The organism is Coleofasciculus sp. A1-SPW-01 (genome assembly GCF_040217205.1).
In the GTDB taxonomy this organism is placed as follows: domain Bacteria; phylum Cyanobacteriota; class Cyanobacteriia; order Cyanobacteriales; family Coleofasciculaceae; genus Coleofasciculus; species Coleofasciculus chthonoplastes_A.
In genome coordinates this window covers 36,574-63,480 of sequence record NZ_JAVJNP010000160.1, presented here as the reverse complement: position 1 = coordinate 63,480, position 26,907 = coordinate 36,574, and the positions used below count along the sequence as shown (strand labels likewise).

The following is a 26,907-nucleotide window of genomic DNA, read 5'->3' as shown; positions in this document are numbered from 1 at the left end:
TTCAAAAGTTATATTGTAGGGGCGGGTTTAGCCATTTATAAAACTCGGTTAATCATAACGTATCAACAAAACCCGCCCTTATTCACCGTCTTCCCCCGCTTCCCCCGCTCCCCCAGCTCCCCCAGCTTCCCCCGCTCCCCCAGCTCCCCCAGCTTCCCCCGCTTCCCCAGCTTCCCCAGCTCCCCCAGCTCCCCCAGCTTCCCCTACTCTCCTGCTCCCCTGCTTCTGGGATAACATGATCGCACAATGGTTAAAGCCGCTACTCCTAAGGTTACCAGCACCATACCCACGACTTGAGGAACTGTTAATGGACTTTGAATCAGAATCCAAGCCAAGAGTGCGGTTAAAATCGGTAACGTAGCCCCCAAAACAGAAGCGCTAGCTGCACCGCTTCTGGCAATTCCTATGGTGTTGCAGACATAACTAATTAGAGTAACACCGCCTAAAACCAGACCACTAATCACTAGATTTGAACTTAAACTCGGCGCAAATACTACACCCCACGATGCTGGGAAAGATATCATTACACCCAAGGCAGAAAATATCAGAACGATGGCTAAGTTCAGCAACAGAATTGGCATCGGATGAAACTGTTTTGCCAAGTTTTGCATTAGCATTAAATGCAGGGCAAAGGCAATCGCCGCCCCTGATGCCAGGGTAACGCCTAATTGTGACAGTTCTCCGCTACCACTGGGTAGAGTCGTTAGCACAAACCCGGCAATTACCATCGCGAAGGGAATGAAATGACTCCATCGATTAAAGCGATCGCTTAAGAGTAATAGCACGATGGGATAGATAAAGAAAATAATCACAGCCACACCGGGCGCAATGATTCCTAATCCCCAATACAGCAATACTTTGGATAAGAATAGGAAAAACCCGCTACAGAAGAGAGTACCGAATAAACCCCAATTGCGCGATTGCAGAACCTGTTGAATATCTCGCCACACCCCCCGATAAAATCCCCGACTCAAGATTGCCATCAGAGGTACAACTACCAACATCCGCGACCATAGTACCAGTAAGGTATTTCCTAACGTCGGCATCCAAAAACCACCCACTGGTTCTGGGAATCCCGCAATCGCTATGGCATTAAAAATAATATTGACAAAAACGTTTTCAAATGCTAGAGCTAGCAACGATAATAACACCAGCACTAACCCAACCAGCCGTTTCCCCGTGGATTGTTTTGGCGGACCTTTTTGAAGCTGGGTAGGTGGAACAACAGGTAAAGGTGATTCAGCAGGGGATCTGACGATTTCGCCCTGATTGGAACGAGGAGAAGATCCATCCTGATCCGGCGCTGTTAACGTTAGAGGATTAGGGGCGGCGGGAGGAAGTTGAGAACGGGGTTCAAAGGTAGAGGATGGGGGAGGAATTTCAGCTTTGAGTCGATTCACCAGTGTCTCTAGAATCACCTCGGCTTGTTCCTGGAGACTGTACATCTGGCTCAACTGTTGAGACATTGAGCTTTGATAGCTATTCAGATCCTGTTGCAGGGTTCTAAATGTAGTTCTCAGCGTGTTATCTAAGGAAGCCACTAATTCCTGGATAGTTTGCTGATGATTTCCCACCGTCTGATCAACGGATAGTCTTTCTGAGGATTGGGCAAGTTGTTGGAGTTGCTGGCTGAGTAAATCTTGCAATTGGTTGGCAAAGGCTGGGGCAATCTCAGACGTCAGTGCTGGCGGTTGAGTCAAGTGCTGCTGTCGTTGATTGTGCAGCGTTTTAATTTCCTCGCTTAACTGGGCTTTCTCTTGTTGTAGCTGTTCAATCTCCTGAGTAAACTGGGTCATGAGACTGTGACGCAATGTCTCTATGCCCTCAATACTCTCGGTCATGGATTGCAAGAGATCGGCAGCTTGTTGTTCTCGATTCTCCCCGTTGTCCAGTTGATTGTCTAGTTGCCCCATTTCCAATACCACTCGGTTAGTCTATGCCTTGCAGTAATAAGTTCACTGCTTTGAGTCGGATGTTGAATTTTAGCATAATCGGCGAGAAACCTCACGGTCGAATCTTTGATTGACCGTGAGATGAATCGCTAGTTGGAGGAAACTTGTTTCCCTGCTTGCTCAATTTTTGTTACTGATTGATAGGTAGGGTAACAGTAACGGTTGTGCCGATGCCGACTTCACTCTCAATTTGGATTTGACCGCCATGTAAGTCCACATATTTTTTGACAATGGCGAGTCCTAATCCAGTGCCACCAATAGTACTAATATTACTTCCCCGATAAAACGATTCAAATAATCGGGATTGGTCTATGGACGGAATGCCAATTCCTTCATCTTGAATCTGGACGGTTACCTTATCTGAGTGACAGCCTAACTGGAAAGTAATCGTGCCTCCTTTGGGGGAATATTTGACAGCATTGGAGAGCAAGTGATTTAATGATTTCCGTAACATAGCCTCGTCGAATAACCCTTTGATGGGAGATTCTGCAATAAACACCTTGAGGGTATATCGCGGATCTAGATTACTTTGGAATTCCTCAATTAGGTCATGACATAAATCTGCCACCTCCAGGGAAATAGGATTAAACTTCAGTTGTCCGGCTTCCGATTGACCAATCAGAATCACATCATTTAGGAGTTGGGTAATATGTTCAACACACAAGCCAATTTTTTGGAAATGTTTTAGCTTTTTGTCCTCAGTTAATTTTTTATCGTAGAGTTTCAATAATTCGCTAGAGGATTGAATCGTGGTTAGGGGAGTCCGGAATTCATGGGAAATGGTGGTAATGATGTGAGATTTCAATTCACCCAGTTCTTTCTCTTTCTCTAAGGCTTGGCGAATCATCGTCTCGCTGCGCTGGCGTTCAATTATTTCCGTTTCTAGCCGGATTTTTTCTTTTTCTAATGCAGCGGCATAGATCCGTTCTGTGATATCATGCAAAATACCAGAAAGACCCGTAAATTTACCGTTAGTAACCTGTGAGGCATGGGCATGAATTTCTAGCCAACGAGTTGCTCCGGTTTTGGTGACGTATCGAATCTCTCGTTGAAAACCAACGTTTGCCCCAGTTAGGATAGATTGCCATAATTCTTTCTGGAGTTGGCAATCGTCAGGATGAACATACTCAAGAAAAGGCGTTCCTAAGGTTTCTTCTAGAGTAAACCCCATCAGCTTTGTCCAAGCTGGACTGAGAAATTCCCAGTTACCATTGGGGTCAATTTGAAAAATAACTTCTTTAACATTTTCTACGACGGATCGATATTGTTGTTCGCTGCGTCGCAGTGCTTTTTCTGCCCAACTTGCGGCGAGGAGACGACGAATACGTTGGAGTAAGACGGGGACATGTAAGGGTTTAGTCACATAATCGATCGCGCCAGCAGCAAATGCTGAATCAATGGACTTTTGATCCTCAAGCCCGGTAATCATTAGCACCGGGATACCCAGCAACGCGCGATCGCTCTTTTGTTCGGGAGTCTGTGTAAAGGTTTGTAGTTTTTGGCAACAGATGAAACCATCCATCACTGGCATCAACGCATCCAACAGCACCATATCCGGCTGGTACTGCTGATACGCCGCTAAACATTTCTCCCCATTTTCTGCCTCGATCACCTGATATCCCTCTTTTTCCAGCAGTTGACGTAACATCACTCGTGTGAAGCGATCGTCATCAGCAACGAGGATCACTGGCGATTTTTGAGGATCATTCCCTGTTGCGGTTAACATCCTTGGACTCCTATTTAGCACACAGACAAATCTGGACTCAGTATTCCCAAGGATGGTGAACCGATAACATTAGGGTAGATGGGGAAGATGAGGGAGAGTGGGTAGGGGCGGGTTTCACTACTATCTTTTTGGTTACACCCAGATGTAACTAAACCCGCCCCGACTTTACAAATGACGAAAGATAACTAACCCTTAATAATCGCTTCACCGCGTTGGTAAAGTTCACGGGCATAATCTGTCCACATTCCTTGTCCCCAATAGCGAAAACAACTGGTCTCCAGTAACAACGTATACAATAACGCTTGCTGATAATCACTTCGCTGCGTCACTGATGGATCTTGCTGCACTAAGGGGTCATACTTCAGATGAAACGCCGCACTGAGTTGATTCATGGGTTCTAAGACATTTTCATAGCCTTTCACCCAACTTAAATCATTTGTCCATGATGCCCCATCAACATGGAATTGATGATCGGTGGCTGTTAAGTCTGCGATCGCACTCGCGACGGCATCAGGTGTAATATTATCTAGATCGACTCGTTGCCAAATTTTATGTTGACCAACGGCTTGACAAGGAGGATACTCTTCTGGATTAACACCTGCTGCTTCTAGTAATTCTAAATACTCCGTCCCATTCATCGGCACGACACCCGTTTTTCCGCCGCCTTGGTCACGGATTTCATGGTAAATGCGAAACAAATCACGGGGATATTCGTTCATCATTACTCCCCCATTTTCGCCATCAGCAATTTGGGTGACTAAGGAGGGAATCGAATGATTGCCAATTGACTGCTTACCCCGCCCCTTTGCCTCAAAATAGGGCTGCATTTGTGCCACTAATTTGGTATCTGACCCTTGTGTTTTAACCAAAATTGTGATAAAAATTGTTTCACCCTGGGAATTGCGAGCCACTAAACGATTGGGGACATATTTCTGATCCTGCGATAATCCCGAACCATCCAGATTTTCCAGAGAATGTTCCTGTACCATTAACCAGCGATAGCCACAGTCTTTCAGCGCTTTGATATATTCATACAAAGTATCAGGATGATTGGGTAAATGCATCTCTGGTGGCGAAAAGCCTTTCACCCGCTTTAAGGCATCGTACCCAAACATAGCGGCAAAATAATGTTGCCATGCCTGAATATGCAGTTTAATATCAGGAATTGGGGTAGAGGGAACAACCGCATGACTCCACATCGTTCCCAGCCATTCCACATAAGGCTGATAAGCGCGATCGCAGGTAATCCGCTTAAGATTATTCAGGATATCCTCCCGCCCCATTTGCTGGAATCCCCACAACAAATTCCCCGAATAATCCAGCATAATCCGAGGATTGCATCCCTCAGCTACCAGTTGAGGAATAAAATCACCCATACGACGATAACACCCGGCGAAGGGTTCGGCATTATGGTTATCTCCTTCCTGGGGATGTTCAAACATATATTGGAGATTGCTAATCAATTCACCATTCGCCCCTGCTGGAACCGTGGGTTGGTGCAGATGTAAGGCGCAAGCGAATCCTGAAGTGATATCCTCGAGGCGGAGATTGGTTGTCGGTAAAAATACAGGTTCGTCTTGTTGTACCACCGCCCGAATATTGTCTTCCCACCCGCAAATATTGGGTAATCCTTCTCGTAATTCCGCTAAAGCGGGTTGATTCGGGGTTGAGGTTACTGCACTCATGATCCTTTCCTCGATGATTGTGCTATTGCTAGCATACACAATTCGTCATTCGTCATTCGTCATTCGTTTATGTCATTTGTCATTTGTTCTTGGTAAGGGTTTGAGGATTATTGATACAAGTTAATATATTTAGGGTGAATGGCACGCTCAATAAGCAGTTTTGGCTTACCGAAATCCTTAATTTATCATAGGGTTAGTTTCGACTTGGCTCAACCCACTATCATACCAGTAGTGCGTTTAGCGAAGCCATGCCGCAGGCTTTGCATCTTGCTCGCTACTAATACCCAATTTAAATGCATGACAGCTTACCAGTCAGTGACATTCTATTTAGGTTTATTTCCAACAACTTACTTACGAATCAGGCAGAGGGTAGTAAGGTAGAGATTAATCAGCTAGTTTCTGTGGTGACATATCCAGAAATCGACGAATCAGGTTGACTATCTCCAGCTTTTGCTGTAGGGTTTTTCCTTCCGATTTAATAGACAACTGTTTCCCTGATTTAAAAATAATCGCGATTTGATAGTTACTTGTCTGAGCCTGATTCCAGCTTGTGGATTTGAGTTGCACCTGGAAAATATCGCTTAGGGGATACAACGTGACTTGAGTTTTAAATAATCCTCGGCGTTTAATCAAGAGACTGTTTGTCTCTTTGTCAAAGTGATAGATAAAAATACGTCCTGCACAAACCAGTAATAGAATACCCGCCACTAGATTAAATGCGAATAAGGCATACAAGCCTAACATATAAACAATCCAAGGTAGGACTAAGCTGACGAGAACAATGAGTAAAGGAACGCTAAACACTAAGCATCCAGAGAGTTGCCAAATAAAATAGGGGCGATGTCGAAGTTTCAGTTGGGTGGGGGTTTTTTCCAAAATAACCATAGTTCAATCCGTCATAAGGGTTTAGTCCAAATGTAGGGGCACCATCCTTGCCATCCGTGTCAACTTAAGGTAGAAAACCAATGCTGACGAGGTTTTAAGCTGTGTCTATTTACTGCTTGACATTTCCCCCTCATCCCCTAACCCCTTCTCCCACCGTGGGGAGAAGGGGGATCGGATGCTCTTGCTCCCCTCTCCCGTGCCATAAAAGCGAAGCATCCTCTGTCCTCCCCCCTGCCAAAAAAGCGAAGCATCATCTGTCCTCCCCCCTGCCACAAAAACGAAGTATCCTCTGTCATCCCCCCTCTTGTAGGGGGGAACGAGGGGGGTCGGAGAGGGGCTGGGGGTGAGGGCTGGCGTGGGAGAGGGGTTGAGCTTAAGTTGACACGGATGAAGGCTTGCGCCCTTATCTAAATACTTCATTAATGTAAGCAACCCTAAATTAACGAAGCAGTTGCAGAATTGTTCAACTTATTCCTATCTGAGTAAGATTGTCCCTTCACCGCAAGCCAGTTCACCCTTTTGATAGGTAGGTACTACAGGTTTAATTGAACCCGGTGTATCCGCTTCACATAGAATAGCAACTGTAGTTATTTCATCCGATGCAGCATCAGCATCAACGTCAGTTGCGGGAACGACAAAAACACCACCGACATAACTCCGAACTTTGTCCTTACGAGATATGCCATAGTTAAATGCAGCCTTGTCAGTTATCTGAGTTGAGTAAGCGTAGCTTTCTGTTTCAGTCTTGATACCCAAACCTAGATCAGAAATATTACCGCTAAAGCTTTGTTTAGTTAAATAGTAAGCTTGCTGGGCGCGATTCATTGAGCCAATATATTGTTTACCTTCTGACTGTCTAATTTTATTCCCTTGATTCCAAGACATGGGTGCAAGGATGTAAATAAATCCGGCTATCAGTAACATCAATCCTACAAAGCATCCTACGCCAGTTGCATCTGTTCCAGTTTTCCTGCCCATAAGATTATGATTTAACTCTACACCTTGATTAAATCAGGTAAGGTTTTGAGATTCTGACTGAGAACTCATCGACTTCTCATCGACTTTATTTTAACCCCTCACCCCCAGCCCCTCTCCCACGCACGGGAGAGGGGAGCAAGAGAATAATCTATCCTTCATCTAAGGAAACCTTGACCCTATATTCGGTTGAATTTATTGGCGTCTATCCATGAAATAAACAACCGACACCTGCAAGCTGGGGGAGAGAAGGAAATACTATCGCCAAGGTGAGAGTTGGGGAAGATTGGTAAAATAGTCGTTAGAGTAGGCTCGAAAACCATGACTCCAATTAGCGCAACATTAACACCAGAACAACGAGAAGCTGTGATGCAAGCGGTAGCGACGATTAAAACCAACTTACCCTTCTTAGTCGATTTGAGTCCAGAGGAACGCAAAACATTACCTAAGATGGGGGATAAGAGTCAAGCCTTTGTCAGTAAAGCGTTAGAGGTGGCGACACAGAATCCCGACTTCTTACCCAGATCCTTTGATATCGAGGAATTTCGCAAGGATGTACAATTGTCGGAAACATTGTATCCCCTGTTGCTGGCGATCGCACAATTACACGAATTACTCGATGATACCTATTTGGCGGTGGGTAGTGAAGCCTATACTGCTGCATTGCAGGTGTATAACTATGCTAAAGCCAGTGGGAATGTCGGCGGTTTGGATAATGTTGTCGAGGAAATGGGACAACGATTTGCCCGGAAATCCCGCAAGCCGAAGAGTGAAGACTCGACTACGCCAGAACAATCCTAACTGTTGACCCTCAGAAATCGGTCATTTGAGTCTTTTACTCGGCGTGTCGTGTTCTGAACTCCAAGTTTCGTGTTCCGAACTCCAACTGTCGTGTTCCGAACTCCAAGTTTCGTGTTCCGAACTCCAACTGTCGTGTTCTGAAGTCGAAATGCCGTGTTCTGAAGTCGAAATGCCGTGTTTCGAGGTCAAAATGCCCTGTTCCGATACCCTGTAGAGACGCGCCATGGCGCGTCTCTACATTATCATCCGGTAACAATTCCCCTAAACCCATCATGACAAACGAATCTGGAATTCCCATCAGCCAGCCGACTCCATTGGTTCACAAACCAATGGAACTTAACTTAAAAGAATTCTCAAAAGCCGTAGGGAAAGGAGGGATTGATTTCTTTTTTGGCAAGTGGGATAGTTTAGCCGGGGATGGGGTTGAAGCCCTATCTGCCCTCAATTTAGCTGAAAATGCTAATGAAAAAGGGTGGTGGCTAGTTTTTCGCTCATTACTTCAAGCCATCAAGAATCTGGTTGATGAGAAAACAGAACTTGAACCCAAAACTTTTAATCTAAAACCCTTAAACAAGGGAATTAAACAGGCATTAGCGACTAGCCGCTTAATTTTAAATCAAAAGTTTTTTAACCATCCCGATAAAGACCCGATTATTCAAGCGGTTAAACCTGCTTTTAGGGACTGGTTAAAGCAGTGTAACCTCAGTGAAGCCGACGCCATTGCCATCAGTGACCGACTCCCCATCTACTTTGCCGCCGCACTACATGATGAGTGGAGGCGTCATGCTAAAGACTATGCTGGACTCAAAGAACAGTTAGATACTCCTTTTACCCAAGCCAATCAACGCATTCAGGCATGGTTCAAATATGAAACTTGGCTACAAAAACAAGTGGAAGAACCGATGTTTTTAGAAGCCTTTAGCCTCAAGCGCGTCTATGTGCCGCTACGGGCGTACTATAAGCGTAAAGTTAAAGGACAAAATCCGGAAGAATTAGACCCAAGACTGGCAAGTCGTGATCAATTTGAGCGCGTCGTCATTGAGTTAGACAAAGAACTCAAAACCTGGCTGAATCAAGCCAAAAAAGATGATGCCATTCGCTTAATTAGTGGCAGTCCGGGGAGTGGCAAATCCTCCTTGGCTAAAATGTTTGCCGCCAACCTAGCAGAAACAGATAAGATTCGGGTTTTATTTATTCCCCTGCATCATTTTAACCCCGCCGATGATCTGATTGAGGCAGTGGGTAAATTTATCCATACAGACGGCATCTTACCGCACAATCCCCTAGCCGCCGACTGTCGCGAATCTCGCCTATTGATTATTTTTGATGGACTAGATGAGTTAGCGATGCAGGGGAAAATTGCCGAGAAAATCGCCCAAGATTTTGTCCGAGAAGTCCAGCGTACAGTTGACCGATTAAACCAGCAAAAACTATGCTTACAGGTACTCATTGCCGGACGAGAATTGGCAGTTCATGCGAATCAAACCGACTTTCGCAAAGAGGGACAAATCCTGCACGTTTTACCCTACTTTGTCCCTGAAGATAAGCGAAAAGATTATGTCGATGAGAACCAGCTACTAGAACAAGACCAGCGCCAGAATTGGTGGCAAAATTATGGTACTGTGACTGATTATGGCTATAGGGGTTTACCCAATGAATTAGACCAGGGTAATTTAACCGAAATTACCGCTCAACCCTTGCTCAATTATCTAGTGGCTCTCAGTTTAAGACGGGGAAAACTAACCTTTTCCAAAGACACTAACTTAAATGCCATTTATAATGACTTACTCAAAGCGATTTATGAGCGAGGATGGGCAGGACATCAACATAGAGCCATTCAGGGAATTGAGGAAAGAGATTTTATTCGGATTCTCGAAGAAATTGCCCTCGCTGCTTGGCATGGTAATGGGCGGACAACTACCGTGCGAGACATTGAAAACCATTGTGACAACAGCAATCTAAAAACCCTACTCAAGCGATTTCAAGAAGGCTTTCAAGATGATGCGAAAGCTAGCATTACTCGTTTGATGACGGCGTTCTATTTCCGTCAAAGTGGACATAATGATTCCGGTGACAAAACCTTTGAATTTACCCACAAAAGTTTTGGCGAATATTTAACCGCCCGACGCATTGTCCAAGAAGTGCGGTATATCCACCGCAAATTAGAAGCCCGCGATGATGATCCTTATGAAGACTGGGATGAACGTCGGGCGTTACATCGCTGGGCGTTAGCCTGTGGTTCTACGGCGATGGATAAATATTTGTTTGAGTTTGTTTTAGATGAAATGCGGCTGCATTATCAAAAACAGCCAGAGGATGTGGCAAATTGGCAGGATACTCTATGTCATCTGATTGGTTTTATGTTGAAGCACGGAATGCCTATGGAAAGGCTAGAACCTCGTCCTAATTTTCAGGAAGAAAACCGACAAGCACGGAATGCGGAGGAAGCATTGTTAGCGGTTCTTAATAGTTGTGCGCGTTTGACGAAGAAATGTTCGGAAATTAAATGGCATTCTCCAGATGCTTTTGGTATCTGGATTTCCCGGCTGCAAGGACAACGATTTGGTTCACATGGGTTTTGCCTGAGTTGCTTAAGTTTTTTAGACTTGCAAGACTGCATACTTAGTTTCAAAGATTTCTATGAGTCGAATTTAAAAAAAGCAAATCTTAAAAGAGCGAATCTTCTCAATACACATCTTCAATACGCAAATCTTGAAGGGGCAAATCTTGAAGGGACAAATCTTATGGGGGCAAGACTTGACAAGGTAAATCTTGAAGGGGCAAATCTTACAGGGGCGAATCTTACAGGGGCGAATTTTTTGAAGGCAAATCTTTTAGGGGCAAATCTTTTAAGGGCGAATCTTTTAGGGGCAATCTTTGTCCGAGCAAATCTTGAAAGGGCAAATCTTAAAAGGGCGAATTTTACATGGGCGCGTTTTGAAAGGGCAAATCTTGAAAGGGCAAATCTGACACGGGCAAATCTGACACGGGCAAATCTTGACGGGGCGAATCTTGACGGGGCGAATCTTAAGGGAACAATCCTTGAGGGTAAAGTACCGATTAGCTCTCAAGAAACCGAGCAAACTTTGTAGGTGCGGTTGAGGAATGTAGGTGAAGCCTTCTCGGAGAGAGAAACCTGAGTCGGGGCGGGTTTAGTTACATCGGGGTGTCACCGAGAAGATAGTAGTAAAACCCGCCCCTACACAATTCACTCTTGAGAGGTAACGCCGTGAAAAGAACTGAAAATGTAGAGCGATGGGAAGTTCCCAGACAATTAGAACAGAAGATGATAGAAATTGCCCGTCAGTTTCGCAAGAAACCAACGCCGAGTGAGGCAATTTTATGGCAAGCTTTAAGGAAAAAGCAGCTAGAGGGGCGAAAGTTTCGGCGTCAGCAACCCATCGGGCGATTTATTGTTGATTTTTTCTGTGCTTCTGAGCGGTTGATTGTCGAGGTTGATGGTGGAATTCATGAGTCTCAGAAAGATTTGGATGAGCAACGACAGCAAGTTTTGGAGTCTTTAGGATTACGATTTGTCAGAGTAAGTAGTGAGGAGGTGGAGAGGAATTTGCCAGAGGTTTTGAGTCGAATTCGCGGGGAGTTTGGACACCCTCATCCCCCATTTGTGTCAAGTTAAGGGGGTGTCTGTCTACTTCTTGGCATTTTCCCCCCTCATCCCCTAACCCCTTCTCCCACCCAGGGGAGAAGGGGAACCGGACAGGGCATCAATTTCTTCTTCTCCTACCAAGATAAAATAGAGCTAAAAATAATCTTGCCATTCTCTATTATTCACTGAAAATACATAACCTAAAGTCACTTTCATTCTCCCCTACTGTGTCTATCTACTTCTTGGCATTTCCCCCCTCATCCCCTAACCCCTTCTCCCACCCAGGGGAGAAGGGGAACCGGATAGTGCATCAATTTCTTCTTCTTTTGTCAAGATAAAATAGAACCAAAAATAACCTTACTATTCTCTATTATTTACTGAAAATACATAACCTAAATTCCCCTGTATTCTCCCCTCTCCCCTTGTGGGAGAGGGGCTGGGGGAGAGGGGTTAAGATTAAGTATACGGATGGAGGACAAAGGATACAATAGCTTGGGTTTCATGGGGAGAAGGGGAACCGGATAGTGCATCAATTTATCCCTCTTTTATTAAGATAAAATGAAACTAAAAATAACCTTGCTATTCTCTATTATTTACGGAAAATACATAACCTAAAGTCACTTTTATTCTCCCCTACTGTGTCTATCTACTCCTTGGCATTTCCCCCCTCATCCCCTAACCCCTTCTCCCACCCAGGGGAGAAGGGGAACCGGATAGTGCATCAATTTCTTCTTCTTTTATCAAGATAAAATAGAACTCAAAATAGCCTTGCTATTCTCTATTATTCACGGAAAATACATAACATAAATTCCCCTGTATTCTCCCCTCGCCCCTTGTGGGAGAGGGGCTGGGGGTGAGGGGTGAAGATTAAGTAAACGGATGGAGAACAAAGGATGCAATAGTTTGGGTTTCATGGGGAGAAGGGGAACCGGATAGTGCATCAATTTCTTCTTCTTTTATCAAGATAAAATGAAACTAAAAATAACCTTGCTATTCTCTATTATTCATTGATAATACATGACCTAAATTCCCCTGTATTCTCCCCTCTCCCCTGGGTGGGAGAGGGGCTGGGGGAGAGGGGTTAAGATTAAGTAAGTAGTAGGCACTAAAGTGCCAGAAGCGCTAAAGCGCTTACTACAAACTCTAAAGTCAGTGGCATTCGTTTTAAGTTAACCGATGTTCCAGACGCTGAAACCAGCGCGATCGCACAATTCCAATCCCTACCCCAATCGGTAACACTAGCAATAGTCCAAACACTTCCAGCGCGGCGATTCCCTGACTGGCAACTTGACCAATATCCCCACGGCGCTGATCTAATAAAACGATGAGTAACACCACCAATATTCCGATTAATCCCGCCTCTTTTCCAGACACTTTACCCAATCCGGTTACAGTTAGCGGACGACGTAACCATTGAATCAGCCAAACCCCGACTTTTTCCACCCCGGTTAAAATAATACCCGGTTGGATTAACTCACATCCGATGATGAGGAGAAAGAACCAACTCGGTTGTAACTTAAACGTATACGCATCTAAAACAGCCACTTTCATGGCGATGCCATAGTTATAAAAAATAAAGATAATCCATTGTAGTAAAAATTGGGGGAGTTTGAGCCATGATAAGGGATGATGCCACAATTCAACCGCACCCCGAAGTAACCCCGATAAACAGAAAGCGGCTAACCCTAAACCAACATACAATCCGCTAATTCGTACCGCTTGGTTAATCTTTCCGGGATGACGCAAACCATAATTACTCACCAATTGCAGCAGGCTACATAATACGAAAAGATTACTCGTTCCGGCTATCCAGCCTATCAGGAGAATAATCCCCCAAACTCCAGTTACACTGTATCGAATTCTTACTTTTGGTCGGGATGACAAACCTCTCTCCAAACCTCTCTCCTGCAAAGATAAAGGCTTTGAATTCTGCCAACGCAGAACTAGCCAAACACCTCCTACAATACTGCCGCTAACTGTACCAATCCCACCAACAATAAACCAGGGAACAATTAAAGGTTTCTCTTGAAGCGGCAGATCAAAAGCCTGTTGTGTCCAACGGATGACTTGACGGATTAATTTTGGGTCGTAGGGTGCAGTAAAATGATCGGTTGTCTCAGAGATAACTAACTGACGTGCGGTTCCATTCTGAAAATTATTACAAATACCATCCGGACAAACCGTTTGCCACATTTGGCGCAACTCTGACGGCGGATTCAGTTGTTCGTATAAGCCAACACCGAGGAAGAGATTGTTGGGAATTGTGGGCGTAGCAAATCCACTGATACTCAGAACAACCGTGGCTTGTAGTTGAGACTCAAGTTGAGCTAACTTTAATGCAGTGGTTCCCCCCATGGAATGACCTGCAATGCCAATACGTTTAGAATCAAACTGGGAAGAATGCGATACGTCCTCGGACACGCTTCGCGATCGCACAAAATCTAAGATGGCTTTAGCATCAGCGACGGTACTGGTTTCTAGGCTATTAATCGATTTATTTTGCATCCCCAAAGAATAGGATTCTCCATAGCCGCCAAAGTCAAAAGCAATGGCTGCAATTCCATGTCTGGCTAACTCTATCGCTAAAGGGGTCATGCTTTCTTTACTCGCATTCACCCCATGGCATAAAATCATCACGGGTTGGGGTTTCGGTGTCGTTTTAGGCGTATAAATGCGAGTGATTAAATTCTGTTTAGCGTTGATCGGAATCGCGACGGATTTAGATTCAATACCGAAAGTTAGCTGAAAACCTGTCCATAGCAGAACTCCCACACAAAAGAGGAATAAACTTAATCCTAAATTCCGGTAATAACGCTGATTCATCCCATTCCATCTCAACGACTGACTAACAAACTATCTTCCTGACGAGACGCACGCGATCGCACTCGTTGTCCGCTGTTTATATCGGTTGACTGAACTAGGAGTTCAAACCCGAATACCAGCAAGATAAGTAGTAAACCAATATAATAATGATGTTCATTCATTGTCCTTCATCCCGACTACCGTCTGATTCATGTAAGCAAGGGATAATCGTCAGTTGACATCCTGGATATCAATGTCTGGGGAATGCCAGTTAAATCCTGTAGTAGAATTGGCATCACCGAGGGATGTACTCACCCGCAGAAATTTTGGTAACGCGATCGCGCCACTTATCCCCAATACCGCCAAGAGAATCACCACACCCACAATTCCGACGAATCGCTGCGGCGATTTCGATGTCGCGGGAATAAACTCAACGAAAGGAATCGATTCCGGGTTAGTCAGTGATACATCTTGCAGATTTCCATCCAGTTGCTTTTCATCTAGAGCGTATGTACTATTGAACACCTGGAGACGAGATAAGCGGGTTGGGGATTCAGTAGTATAGTTTTGATAATGCATTATTAGTCTCCTTCTCTCAGATGAACCGTTTCGCGATCGCGTTCCGGGAATCAATAGCCAAATACATCCTGTCTATGTTTTTGTTGTAATCGGAGAATAGAGAGAGTAGTGGCTTTGTGTAGGGACATTCACAGATGTGCATTAGAATCTAGAGGATAATCGATTTGACTCAACATCCTCATTCAAACGGGTGGTTATCGGAGTTTATGACTGAAAACTTTGAGAACTCATCGGCTTCTCATCGAGATGCAGATATAGCGCTACGCGCCAGGGAATAGGCAATAGGGAATAGGCAATAGGTAAGGTAGAGTTTTGAGTTATAGCAACCGCCATAGCGGTTAGGACACATCATTTATGTAGAGACGCGCCATGGCGCGTCTCTACAATGGTGCTTCCCCAGCTTCCCCAGCTTTTCCTATCTACTATGTTTGAGCGCAACTCGGTATTACTTACTTTCAGAGGGTACGGATTGAATCGGCGTCTCTGAACTCACGAGATTTTGAAATGTAGCGATAATTAAAGGTAAACCAATAGCCAGCGCCAGAATCAGCGCAATCCACTTTAACCAAATCGTCTTCGGGTGTCCTTTCGCCGGATAGCCACAAATCATGCAAATTTCATCATTCGTGCTAGTTAGGGAACCACACACCTTACAGGGTTCTAAAGCCATTGTTTTCCGGGAGGTCGAGCTATATTCATTCTAGCGCCGTGATCGTAGTCAGGGATGCGAGCCGATCAAATCATCGCCAAGAATCCTTTAACCGCGATCGCACATCCCTCTATATCCTGATCCCAAACCAGCACAGCCGATTGTAAATCAGCCACGACTAACAAACCGTCCCATCAGCAAGCTGACTCCGGTTTGGCAGAAACCACTTAACCCGCACGTCTCTCAACTTAAGTTGAGAAGGTGATTTGAAGGTTAAAAGTATGTCATTTTCAGGAACCGGGAGTAGCTAGATTTCATCCTAATGAAGGATGATTTTGGCTACAAGTCGAGCCTATGCTGGGAAACATTCACCATTATCTCAAGTCAATACTCCAATTATTGTTTCGATAGATAGATTACATTATGGCTCAAACTCTTTACGTTAATCCCGCTACCGGAAACGATAGCGCGGCGGGTGATCAATCTGCTCCCTTTAAAACCTTGTCCAAAGCCCTGCAACAAGCCCAAGCCGATACAACTATCCAACTGGCGGCGGGAACCTATAATGCGACGAGTGGCGAGATTTTCCCACTGCAAGTCCCATCTGGGGTCAAACTGGTAGGCAATGAACAGAATAAAGGCGATGGTATTGTAATTGAAGGGAATGGCGAGTATATTAGCCCCACACTGGCTAAACAAAATATAACCCTTTTACTGGAAGATACAACCGAAGTGCGCGGTGTCACGGTGACGAATAAAGCCACACGCGGCACAGGGATTTGGATTGAATCGACTGATCCGACTATAACAAACTGTACCTTTACTCAATGCGATCGCGAAGGGGTTTTAGCTACCGGAACCGCTAAACCTAACCTTGTTAATAATGACTTTATTGATAACGGTGGCAATGGCATCTCCTTTACCAAAAAGGCTCAAGGAGAAATTAAAGATAATACCTGTAAAGGAGCAGGTTATGGGATTAGTATTGATGGTGAGGCGACGCCGCGAGTTGTCGATAATCTCATTACCGAAAACCGATTCGGCGTGGGAATTTCTGTCGATTCTAAACCTATCCTGCGAAATAACACCATTGAAGATAATGAAGAATACGGTATTGCTGTGACAGGTAATGCCGAGCCTGATTTAGGCAAAAGCAAAGAGGATCTGGGTAATAATATTTTTCGCAACAATGGCAAATTTGCGATTCTCAACTCCAGCAAAAATACGCTGCTGTCTTGGGGAAATCAGTTGACGAGTAATCAAGTGAGTGGATTAATTCAAATTGAAGGCAGTATCAGCGATGGTGGCGGTGGAAATGGTGATGACGGTGATGATGGAGGTCAAGCACCGGATAGCTTTTCCGATATTGAAAACCACTGGGCAAAACCCTTTATTCAAGGATTACTCGACAAAGGATTAATTAGTGGCTTTAAAGATGGTACATTTAAGCCCGATGAAAAAATGACCCGCGCTCAATATACGGCGTTATTAGTGAAAGCCTTCAACCCCTCGACGAAACGGGATGGGATAAATTTCACCGATGTTGCTGATGATTTCTGGGCAAAGGATGTGATTCAACAGGCTTATCGCGGCGAATTCCTATCGGGTTTTCCTAACAATATCTTTAAACCCAATGATAATGTGCAACGGGCGCAAGTGATTGTGTCTTTAGTGAATGGATTGGGGTTATCGGCAAGTGATGGAACCGTGTTTAATACCTATAGCGATCGCGACGCTATTCCGGATTATGCCAAAGATGAAGTCAACACGGCAACGAAGAAAGAAATTGTGGTGAGTTATCCGGATACCAAACAACTTGACCCGACCAAAGATGCTACCCGGGCTGAGGTAGCCGCTATGGTATATCAGGCGCTGGTTGATGCGAATCAGGTGAGTGAAGTTAACTCAGACTATATTGTTAGCGCTATTTCCGATGATGACAAACCCAAAACCTTCGCCGATATCCAAAACCACTGGGCAAAACTGTTTATTGAAGGATTACTCGCCAAAGGCTTAATTAGCGGTTTTGGTGATGGTACATTTAAACCCAATGAAAAAATGACCCGCGCCCAATATGCGGCATTATTGGTTAAAGCCTTTGACCCTGAACCCAAACGGGAAGCCAAAAACTTCCTCGATGTTAGCGATAAGTCTTGGGCAAAGGATGCGATTCAAACAGCCTATCGCGGCGAATTTCTGTCTGGTTATCCCGGTGATATGTTCCGCCAGGGAGATAATGTTGAACGGGTTCAGGTTCTGGTGTCTTTGGTGAATGGATTAGGATTATCAGAATCTGATGATAATGCCTTAAATGTTTACGAGGATAGCGATGATATTCCTGACTATGGTAAGGAGGAAGTAGTCACAGCAACGAAAAAACAAATTGTGGTGAATCACCCCGATGTCAAAAAACTTAATCCAACCAAAGCGGCTACCCGTGGTGAGGTGGCGGCTATGGTTTATCAAGCATTAGTGGATGAGAATAAAGTGAGTGTGATTGATTCGGATTACATTGTGTCCGCTTAAAAGGGGAACGTATTAACCCATCATTTATGTAGAGACGTTGCATGCAACGTCTCTACAATGGTGCCGAACGTCCTAATCGATGTGTCTATTGCTATATTTTCGCCCAGAACACCCACTATTCAAGTTCTCATCTGGATTGGTGTAAGCTAGATTAACACCGTACTGACTCAAGGTAAGATTGGGATGATGAAAACTCTAGAGGAAATCAAGCAATGGCTTGGGCAAAATAAGTCAGTGTTGCAGGAACGTTATCAGGTTAGGGAAATCGGTATTTTTGGTTCCTACGTGAGAAAAGAACAGACTGAAACGAGCGATGTTGATGTGCTGGTGGAGTTTTCCCAGACACCTAGTTTGTTAAAGTTCATCAATTTGGAGAATTATCTTACTGACAACCTAGGAGTTAAGGTTGATCTGGTGCATAAGGGAGGCTTGAAGCCTCGAATTGGAGAGCGGGTTTTGGCGGAGGTTGTTTACCTGTGACCAAACGGCAAGTGGAGGACTATTTACAGGATATTTTGGATGCTGTTGCTGCTATTGAACAGTTTACCGCAGGTATTGAGTTTGAAGCTTTCTCACAAAATTTGGAGAAGGTTTTTGCGGTTTCAAGAGCGATGGAAATTATTGGTGAAGCGGTGAAGCGAGTACCTGATTCAGTGAGAAATCAATATCCTGATATTCCTTGGAGAGATATTGCTGGAATGCGGGATAAACTGATTCATGATTATTTTAATACAGATGTGGAAATAATTTGGCAAGCGGTTCAGATAGACGCTACAGCCTTAATATTGGTGGGTTACGGCGGATAATTCATTCATTAAATAGTTATTGTCCTGGTGGAAACACCGCCTAACCCACCCTACATACAATAATTTTTTGAGCCGTGATTGTTTAAGGTTAAGAGAGTTCTAAGTTAAAACGCTGGTTTCCCATTGACTGGGAGTCGGGGAGACAAGCTAACCTGGAAGGAAGAGATACCTGTAGTTGTTCTGTTAACGTTTGACAAATTCACACATGGCACAGTCTTATTTTGATTCGGATCAAAACGGTCACAAGTCCTTTGAATTACCCGGTGCTAGACCCCACTACAACCCCGATCGCCCGGGACAAGTGAATCATATTTTCCTGGATTTGGTCTTGGATATCCCCAAGCAGCGCTTAGAAGGGAATTGTACCATTACCCTAACGCCAGTGCGGAATGATATCCGTCAGTTTGTCCTGGATGCAGTGAACCTGACGATTGAATCGGTGCAGATTGATGGTGAATCCCAACCCTTTGACTGTGACGGAGAACAACTACAGATCCAGCTTCGCAACCCCACTGAGGCGGGGAAAGCGGTAAAAATCGCGATCGCGTATCATGTGGAGAAGCCGCAACGGGGTATCTATTTCATCACTCCCACCCAACATTACCCCAATAAACCCACCCAGGTGTGGACACAGGGAGAAGATGAAGACTCCCGCTTCTGGTTCCCCTGTTTCGATTATCCCGGTCAATTAGCGAGTTCTGAACTGCGTGTCACGGTTCCTAAACCGCTGATCGCGATATCCAACGGGGAACTGATCGGTACTCAACAACAGGGCGATCGCACAACTTATCACTGGTTACAAAACCACGTTCATCCTACCTATTTAATGACCTTGGCGGTGGGTGACTTTGCTGAAATTCGCGATGAATGGCAAGGAAAACCCGTTACCTATTATGTAGAAAAAGGGCGAGAAGATGATGCGCGGCGCAGTATGGGAAAAACGCCCCAGATGATGGAATTCTATAGTCATGTCTTTGGCTATCCCTATCCCTATCCCAAATACGCCCAAGTTTGTGTTGATGATTTTATCTTTGGGGGGATGGAAAACACCTCCACCACCCTACTCACCGATCGCTGTTTACTCGATGAACGGGCGGCGCTTGATGGGATGCGTACCGAAAGCTTAGTCGCCCACGAATTAGCACACCAATGGTTTGGCGACTTGGTGGTGATCAAGCATTGGTCCCATGCTTGGATTAAAGAAGGAATGGCGTCTTATACGGAGGTTTTGTGGACTGAACAGGAGTATGGTAAAGATGATGCGGCGTATTACCTACTCAATGAAGCCCGCACCTACATACACGAAGACACCTCCCGCTATCGCCGCCCCATTGTTACCCATATTTATCGAGAAGCGATTGAACTGTATGACCGCCACCTTTATGAAAAAGGGGCTTGTGTTTATCATATAATCCGGGCAGAATTGGGGGATGAGTTATTCTGGAAAACCATTCAAACCTTTGTCCAAGATAATGCTCATAATACCGTAGAAACTGTTGACCTATTACGGGCAATTGAAAAAGCCACGGGTCGAAATCTCCTATTTCTGTTTGATCAATATGTCTTCCGAGGCGGTCATCCCGACTATAAAGTTAGCTACACCTGGGATGGGGATAGCCAGTTGGCGAAAGTTACGGTTGTCCAAACTCAAGTGAAAGAGAGTCAAAATGGTAGCAAGAATGAGCGATTTGACCTGAAAATTCCCATCGCCTTTGGTTACACTGATGCTGATTCCCCACTGAAAACGTTTAAGGTTCGCATCCATGAACGGGAACAGAGTTTCTATTTCCCCTTGGAGAAAAAGCCCCAGTTTATTAGTTTTGATGCGGGGAATAATTACTTAAAAACAGTGACGCTGGAGTATCCTTTAGCTGAACTGAAAGCCCAACTTAAATTTGACCCTGACCCCGTTTCCCGGATTTACGCCGCCCAAGCGTTAGTGAAGAAGGGAGGGTTAGAAGTCGTTCAAGCGTTAGCGGAAGCCCTAACAGATGATCCCTTCTGGGGTGTGCGTGTTGAAGTGGCTAAACAATTAGCAAAAGTTAAACTGGATCAAGCCTCTGTTGCTTTAGTTGCTGGATTGCAGGATAAAGATGCACGGGTGCGGCGATCGGTGGTTGAAGCCTTGAGTCAGGTGAAAACGGTTGAAAGTTATCAAGCCTTAAACCATCTGTTAGAAGGGGGAGATGCGAGTTATTACGTAGAAGCATCGGCGGCGAAAGTGCTGGGTAAACTGGCGTCTGGGAGTATGAAAGATAAAGCAGATGAGGTGCTACAATTATTAACTACCATTCTCAATCAACGTGCAGGTTGGAATGAAGTGGTGCGATCGGGTGCGATCGCGGGATTGAGTCAGATGAAGTCTTCACCCCAGGCGCTAGATGTAATTATGGAGTACACTAAGCCCGGTGTTCCTCAACCCTTGCGACTGGCGTCAATTCGGGCGTTAGGCACTATTTCCACAGGTCAAACCCCGAATAAGCTAGAGGAGATATTAGAGGCGTTAGACGAGTTATCCGGGGAATCGTTCTTCCTGACTCAAGTGGCGGTAGTTTCCGCCTTAGCCCAAATGGAGACTGTCAAAGCGATTGGGGTTTTGCGATCGCTATGTGATCAAACACCGGATGGGCGTGTGCGTCGGCGGGCGGAAGAAGCTATACAAACGGTGCAGAAGCAGGTAGGTTCAGACAAAGCAATTAAACAGCTTCGCGAAGAACTTGACCAGATTAAGCAAGAGAATCAGGAACTTAAAAGCCGCCTAGAAAGCCTGGAAGCGAAATCGTCTTGATTTGTCATGGGTTAACTGTAGGGGCGCATAGACGTGCGCCCTCTCATCTTGTCGTCATTGTTTGGGAGTTAGGGGTGAATTCGATGATTTTATCGGGAAACGCAGAGGGTCGCAGAGGGTAGCGCAGAGGTTCGCAGAGGGGTTATTGTGGCGTTTTGGGTGGGGTGCGATCGCGTTTGTTTTTTGATGAAAATCCAGAACTGGGAATTGTTGACCTTGGCGCGTTGGCGGAGCCTGTTCCGAAGAGAACGTATCGCATCCACATTTTTGACAGGTTTTGACGCTTTAACTGATTGAGAGATGTTGTTCAAGGTTAGGACAATTCACACTCTTATTGATGAGACCAGCTTAAACTCGTGACTTCACTCAATAGTTGTGTTGAATCGGGATGAAATCGACCCTATAGGCGGGCACATTTTCCCATTATGAAGTAAGTCTCCCACAAAACCATGGCATTTGTCAATACTGAAATAGAAATTATTTGAGCTATTTTAGGCTAATAGTTCATCAACGGTTATACGGAAACCGGATAAAACAGTTTGTGTACTCACCATTTCCCCAGAAGTAAGCACCAATCTCTGATTGTGAGTGGCGATAATAATCCAACGGCTTTCTGGAAAGACTAACCAAACTTCCTCACCCCCCGATTGTAAGTATTCTTGGGCTTTGAGAATCACATCTTCAGCTAAATCCGTGGGGGAAACGATTTCTGCACTCAGGGGAAAACTTCGGGGGAGGACTTTTGCATCACCATATTGGGTAACGAGTTCTGGGGGAAGATAGGCGACATCAGGACAACGCCCTTGTTTATTGGTGCGACAAGGTGCTTCTGTGTAGACTTTTCCACCTAGTTCACTGGAGTCTTTATGGGTTCTCCAGTAAAAGTATAAGTTACCTTGAATTTCACTATGTTTGAGTGTCATGCCATTGGTCTCGATTAATTCTCCATTGATCCATTCTGTACCAATGGGGGGATTTTCCATCCAGTCGTCTAGGGAGATGGGTTGGGGGTGAATTGAGGGAGTTGTTGAGATGAGCATTGTTTGAGAGTTAGGGGTGAATTCGGTAATGTTTATAGGGTAACGCAGAGGAACGCAGAGGGTAGCGCAGAGGTTCGCAGAGGGGTTATTTTGGCGTTTAGGGTGCGTGCGCGTTTGTTTGTTTTTGGCGTAATTTGTCCAATTGTTCGCGGGCAAAGCGTTGCACGTTGGGATCTGGATCATTCGCTATCCGGTTTCGTAATAGTTTGAGAGTTTGAGGATGGTGAGGATATTGTTTTACAATGATCTCAAGTGCAGTTTTCCGAGGGTTATCTAACCACAAGTCTTCACAATAAATATCAAAGGTATCTTTAACAGCACAGCGACACAAAAAATTCAATATATCATTGTTGTTTTCTTGGCTAGTTGCTAACTCTTTTATTGCCGTTTTCCTCACTGTTGCATCGCTGTCTGACTGAGCGCAAGACTTTAAAAAAGTTAGAATTTCAGGGTTGCCATTCCCGCCACGAGCTAACTCTTGTATTGCCGTTTTTCTCACTATTGCATCCCTATCTGACTGAGCCTTTATCTTGAGATCTGCTTCAGCCTTTATCTTGAAATCTACTTCAGCCTTTCTTTTTATGATGAAAACCCTGATATTTGGGTCATTTCCCCAGCCAATATCTAATTCTTTTAGAGCAATTTCTCGCATATTTTTATCAGTATCTGATAAAGCGTATTCCTTAACAAAATTTAACACGTTAGAATCATTTTTTCCGCCACGAGCTAACTCTTGTATTGCGGTTTGTCGCACTATTATATCCTCATCTGACTGAGCGCGAGATTTTAAAAAAGTTAAAATATCAGGATTGTCATGACTGCCACGAGCCAACTCTTGTATTGCCGCTTTTCGCACGATTGCATCGCAATCTGACTCAGCTTTTATTTTGAGAATAAAAATATTAATATCTGGGTATTTTTTCCAGTGAAATGCTAATTCTTGTAGAGCCGTTTGTTTTATTAATGTATCGCTATCTGACTGGGCGCATGACTTAAGAAAAGTTAAAGTTTCAGGATCATCCTTCCAACCATGAGCCAACTGTTGTAGAGCGAATTTTCGCACAGTTGCGTCGCTATCCGAACGAGCGCAGGTTTTGAGAAATGTTGAGGTATTAGGATCATCTTTCCAACCACGAGCCAACTCTTGTAGAGCGAATTTTCGCACAGTTGCATCACCATCCGAACGAGCGCAGGTTTTGAGAAAGATTGAGGTATTTAAGTCATTTTTATAATCATGTAATAACTTTTGTAGAGCTAGTTTTCGCACGATTGCATCACCATGAGACTGAGAAAATGCTTTGAGAAAAGTTAAAGGATCAAAATTATCCGTACCCCCACGAGCTAATTCAGATAAATGCCAATTTTGAACTAACTCTTTCAACACTATCTCTCTCACCCTGGAAGATTTATCGGAATAGACGCAATATTTAAGCCAAGGTAAGGTAGCAGGATGCTCTTTCCAGCCCTTAACGATCTCCTTTAAGATAGCCAGTCGCACATCCGAATTATTATGAGACTGAGCGCAATGTCTTAAAAGTCGAAATGTATTAGGATGCTCTTTCCACCCCTTAATGATTTCCTGTAGAATGACTTGGCGTACTGAAAGAACATCATTTTGAGCCAGACGAGATACCAACCAATGTAAAGTTTTGCTGTCCTCTTTCCAGGTTGATGCAATTGTTGCTACGGCTTGAATCCTAATGTCAGTGATTAAGCTAAATTGTTTTTGATTAAGTTGTTTGTAATCTCCCCACTGGCTTAATTTTTTGAGCAGATTCAGGAGTCGAGTAGCAGTTTCACTAATCTGGGAACGACTCCTGACTTCTGTCAGACATTTAGCCGCTAAAAATAAGTTCCTAAACTTAGCCACTTTCCCATTTTGCCTAATTAAATAATCAATAATTTCCCCAACAAACTGCTCATCAATCATCGCCGCAATTAACCGCAGCACCTCATGCCAACTCTCCTCCTGCCAATGCTTGCCAAATACCTCTGTCTTAAGTTCCTCTATGGAAAGCGATTGTTTCTCTTTAAACTGCCAGACAAACTCCCACGCACAGAAAAACTCCAGAAACGTGCGATGGACAAATGAATAACAATCAGCACCAGAGAAACATAAAATAAAATTCCGTTCCCGTAACTGCTTAATAATTAACCGAGACACCGTTCGCGGTTTTTCTATTTCTTGCAGTGTCTCTAAATACCCTGCTAAAATATGTTCTAATTCATCTACAGTAATCAAATTCCCAGCTAACCCTTGAGGTGCGGCTTGCATCTGATACGCCACTCGCCGCAACATCGCCTGTTTTTCTTTGCGAGTAATCGTGTCTGGGGACAGTTTTTCATCGGGGGGTAATCCTTTTTCAATATCCCATTCATGGAGAAGAACCCGCGACGCTTCATCGTAAAGTTCTGCCCTTTCTCGTGGCAATTCTCGGTTGCGATTTAAGATTGCCATCATGGTTAATAATAACGGATTTCCGGCTAATTCCCGAATCGCGGGTGACTCATTAATTGCCCGTTGTAAACGGTTTTGTAGTCGGGGTTTATCCGGTTGATTGCCAAAGGCTAAATCATGCCATTTCTGTACAAATGCCTGTATTTGCTCGGCTTCAAAGTCTTGTAAGGTAAAATGACGAAACTGGGCATCCCGTAACCGTTGGGCTTTATACCCAATAATCCGAGAGGTTACCATTACTCGAACTTGGGGATACTGATTCGTAAAGCGGATAATCTCAGTAATTAGCGTATCTCTAGCAACGGGATCAAATATCTCATCTAAACCATCAAATAAGACAAACGCATCTCCGGCTTCTAATACCTCATCCAAGCGATGTTGATTTAGATGACAAATCGCCGCCGCCCCCTGATGGATAAACTCCAGGAAGGTTTTTGGTAACGTGCGATCGCGGGCATAATTCCGTAATTCTATCAGCAGGGGAATCGTCTTGGTCGGTTTCTCTGCCCAATCTAGCGCTACATATTGGGCTAAGGTGGATTTCCCGGAACCTGGATCACCTAAAATAACCAGGTATGGGTAACTGGGTTGATGGAGAATATCGAGTACGGAACGAATCGGCTGTCGATAGTACATTTCCCGATACTGTTCCAATTCTTCTGGGGAAATCTGTTCATCTAGCTGATTCGCCTCTTGTAACCGTTTCAGATAATCTCTAGGAATATCATAAAGCGGCATGGCTTCCCGCACGGTTTGAGGGACAAATACCTGCCATAATCGCATTGGGTATTTGTAGCTACCGGGATCTAGGGTTTCTAGTTTGAGATAACCATAGAATTCCTTTAAACTTTCCCGATACTGGCGTAGGTTAAAATCTGGGATAATCCCTGCGATCGCGTCGGTATTGTCTCGAATGGCTTCTAGGTTCTGGGAATCGAGAATCATTCGCAATTCATCAGACTCTCGACAGATTGCTTTCACTCGTCTGAGATACTGCTGAGTAATCGCTTGCCAATCAAATTCCGGTGGTAATGGCTGCAATTGCAAGGTTTCCCAGGTTTGGGCTAAGGTATACCCATCTAGAGAACGACACTCCTCAACAAAGGCTTGACTTAACTCTTGCTTAACCGCCTGATCGTGAATAAATGTCTTTAACTCCCCCTGATAAGGTTTCAATTCCTCCTGACTCAACCCCCAGGTTTCTAACTCCTCCTGTACCAGTTGCAAGAATTCCTTCAGCGCTTTACCCATGGCTTTCACCAGAGGTTTTTTGTTGAAGCGTTCCGGTAAGGCTTTAATTCGGTCTTTGAAGAAATCTTTTGTATAATCCTCTAAGGTTCCCTTCGCCAACTCCTTGAGGACATCCCCAAACACGAACCCAACCGCATTGGCAACTCCCCAAACAACGAGCGCATCCATCCGACATTATCCAACGACTCATCTGTATTTTTCTACTATAGTCGCAAGTGGGTCAATAATAATCTTAACAGCCCTAATCATGATTTCACCCAATAGTTGTGTTGAATCAGGCTGAAAACCGACCCTATAGGCGGGCATATTTTCCCATTATGAAGTAAGTCTCCCACAAAACCACTGCCTTTGTCAATACTTCCAAAAGAAATTATTTT

General features: G+C 44.5%; 19 protein-coding genes. 7 read left to right on the top strand and 12 right to left on the bottom strand.

Going from position 1 to position 26,907, the window contains the following annotated elements:
* Positions 1-78: 78 nt before the first annotated feature.
* The 6 genes from RH949_RS24285 to RH949_RS24260 form a co-directional block, all read right to left on the bottom strand.
* Positions 79-237 (bottom strand): hypothetical protein, encoded by a 159-nt coding sequence (locus RH949_RS24285; RefSeq protein ID WP_446356750.1) that lies wholly within the window; start codon positions 235-237, stop codon positions 79-81.
* Positions 204-1,913 carry an EamA family transporter gene (locus RH949_RS24280; RefSeq protein ID WP_446356748.1) on the bottom strand — a complete coding sequence of 570 codons (1,710 nt, stop codon included), beginning with the start codon at positions 1,911-1,913 and terminating at the stop codon, positions 204-206. Before RH949_RS24280 ends, RH949_RS24285 begins: the two co-directional genes overlap by 34 nt.
* Positions 1,914-2,082: 169 nt before the next feature.
* Entirely contained in the window at positions 2,083-3,678 is a 1,596-nt protein-coding gene (locus RH949_RS24275; protein WP_446356746.1) for a hybrid sensor histidine kinase/response regulator, read from the bottom strand.
* 185 nt (positions 3,679-3,863) lie between these two features.
* Positions 3,864-5,363, bottom strand: coding sequence for a glycosyl hydrolase family 57 (locus RH949_RS24270; protein ID WP_446356744.1), 1,500 nt, complete (start codon positions 5,361-5,363; stop codon positions 3,864-3,866).
* Between the two features lie 384 nt (positions 5,364-5,747).
* Positions 5,748-6,248: a hypothetical protein gene (locus RH949_RS24265; protein ID WP_446356742.1), complete on the bottom strand. Its 501-nt coding sequence runs from the start codon at positions 6,246-6,248 to the stop codon at positions 5,748-5,750.
* Between the two features lie 474 nt (positions 6,249-6,722).
* Positions 6,723-7,226, bottom strand: a complete 504-nt coding sequence (locus RH949_RS24260; protein ID WP_446356740.1) for a type IV pilin-like G/H family protein — start codon at positions 7,224-7,226, stop codon at positions 6,723-6,725.
* Positions 7,227-7,544: 318 nt separating this feature from the next.
* Here RH949_RS24260 and RH949_RS24255 point away from each other — a divergent pair, with 318 nt between their 5' ends.
* The 3 genes from RH949_RS24255 to RH949_RS24245 all read left to right on the top strand — a co-directional run bounded on the left by RH949_RS24255 (position 7,545) and on the right by RH949_RS24245 (position 11,661).
* Positions 7,545-8,024, top strand: a complete 480-nt coding sequence (locus RH949_RS24255) for a hypothetical protein (RefSeq protein WP_446356738.1) — start codon at positions 7,545-7,547, stop codon at positions 8,022-8,024.
* 272 nt (positions 8,025-8,296) lie between these two features.
* The gene (locus tag RH949_RS24250; protein WP_446356736.1) at positions 8,297-11,116 is read left to right on the top strand and encodes a pentapeptide repeat-containing protein; all 2,820 of its coding nucleotides are present in this window, start codon (positions 8,297-8,299) and stop codon (positions 11,114-11,116) included.
* Positions 11,117-11,253: 137 nt separating this feature from the next.
* A complete protein-coding gene (locus RH949_RS24245; protein WP_446356734.1) occupies positions 11,254-11,661 on the top strand; it encodes an endonuclease domain-containing protein in 408 nt (135 codons plus the stop codon).
* A gap of 1,134 nt (positions 11,662-12,795) precedes the next feature.
* On the opposite strand, the gene RH949_RS24240 is transcribed toward RH949_RS24245, so the two are convergent.
* The 4 genes from RH949_RS24240 to RH949_RS24225 all read right to left on the bottom strand — a co-directional run bounded on the left by RH949_RS24240 (position 12,796) and on the right by RH949_RS24225 (position 15,682).
* Positions 12,796-14,454: an alpha/beta hydrolase gene (locus RH949_RS24240; protein WP_446356732.1), complete on the bottom strand. Its 1,659-nt coding sequence runs from the start codon at positions 14,452-14,454 to the stop codon at positions 12,796-12,798.
* Positions 14,455-14,465: 11 nt separating this feature from the next.
* Positions 14,466-14,615, bottom strand: a complete 150-nt coding sequence (locus tag RH949_RS24235) for a hypothetical protein (RefSeq protein ID WP_446356730.1) — start codon at positions 14,613-14,615, stop codon at positions 14,466-14,468.
* Between the two features lie 49 nt (positions 14,616-14,664).
* Positions 14,665-15,012 (bottom strand): hypothetical protein, encoded by a 348-nt coding sequence (locus RH949_RS24230; protein WP_446356728.1) that lies wholly within the window; start codon positions 15,010-15,012, stop codon positions 14,665-14,667.
* A 445-nt stretch (positions 15,013-15,457) separates the two neighbouring features.
* On the bottom strand, positions 15,458-15,682 hold the full coding sequence (locus tag RH949_RS24225) for a hypothetical protein (protein ID WP_044208576.1): 225 nt from the start codon (positions 15,680-15,682) through the stop codon (positions 15,458-15,460).
* Between the two features lie 402 nt (positions 15,683-16,084).
* Between RH949_RS24225 and RH949_RS24220 the strand changes: the two genes are divergently transcribed.
* The 4 genes from RH949_RS24220 (at position 16,085) to RH949_RS24205 (ending at position 21,781) form a co-directional block, all read left to right on the top strand.
* The gene (locus RH949_RS24220) at positions 16,085-18,187 is read left to right on the top strand and encodes an S-layer homology domain-containing protein (RefSeq protein ID WP_446356726.1); all 2,103 of its coding nucleotides are present in this window, start codon (positions 16,085-16,087) and stop codon (positions 18,185-18,187) included.
* 186 nt (positions 18,188-18,373) lie between these two features.
* Entirely contained in the window at positions 18,374-18,667 is a 294-nt protein-coding gene (locus tag RH949_RS24215) for a nucleotidyltransferase family protein (RefSeq protein ID WP_044208670.1), read from the top strand.
* Positions 18,664-18,993, top strand: a complete 330-nt coding sequence (locus RH949_RS24210) for a HepT-like ribonuclease domain-containing protein (protein ID WP_044208580.1) — start codon at positions 18,664-18,666, stop codon at positions 18,991-18,993. The genes RH949_RS24215 and RH949_RS24210 overlap by 4 nt, the downstream gene beginning before the upstream one ends.
* Before the next feature lie 205 nt (positions 18,994-19,198).
* Positions 19,199-21,781, top strand: coding sequence for a M1 family aminopeptidase (locus RH949_RS24205; RefSeq protein WP_446356724.1), 2,583 nt, complete (start codon positions 19,199-19,201; stop codon positions 21,779-21,781).
* 491 nt (positions 21,782-22,272) lie between these two features.
* Here RH949_RS24205 and RH949_RS24200 read toward each other — a convergent pair whose 3' ends face one another.
* Both RH949_RS24200 and RH949_RS24195 read right to left on the bottom strand, forming a co-directional pair.
* Positions 22,273-22,821, bottom strand: a complete 549-nt coding sequence (locus RH949_RS24200; protein ID WP_446356722.1) for a Uma2 family endonuclease — start codon at positions 22,819-22,821, stop codon at positions 22,273-22,275.
* A 97-nt stretch (positions 22,822-22,918) separates the two neighbouring features.
* Positions 22,919-26,698: a HEAT repeat domain-containing protein gene (locus RH949_RS24195; RefSeq protein ID WP_446356720.1), complete on the bottom strand. Its 3,780-nt coding sequence runs from the start codon at positions 26,696-26,698 to the stop codon at positions 22,919-22,921.
* Positions 26,699-26,907: the final 209 nt, after the last annotated feature.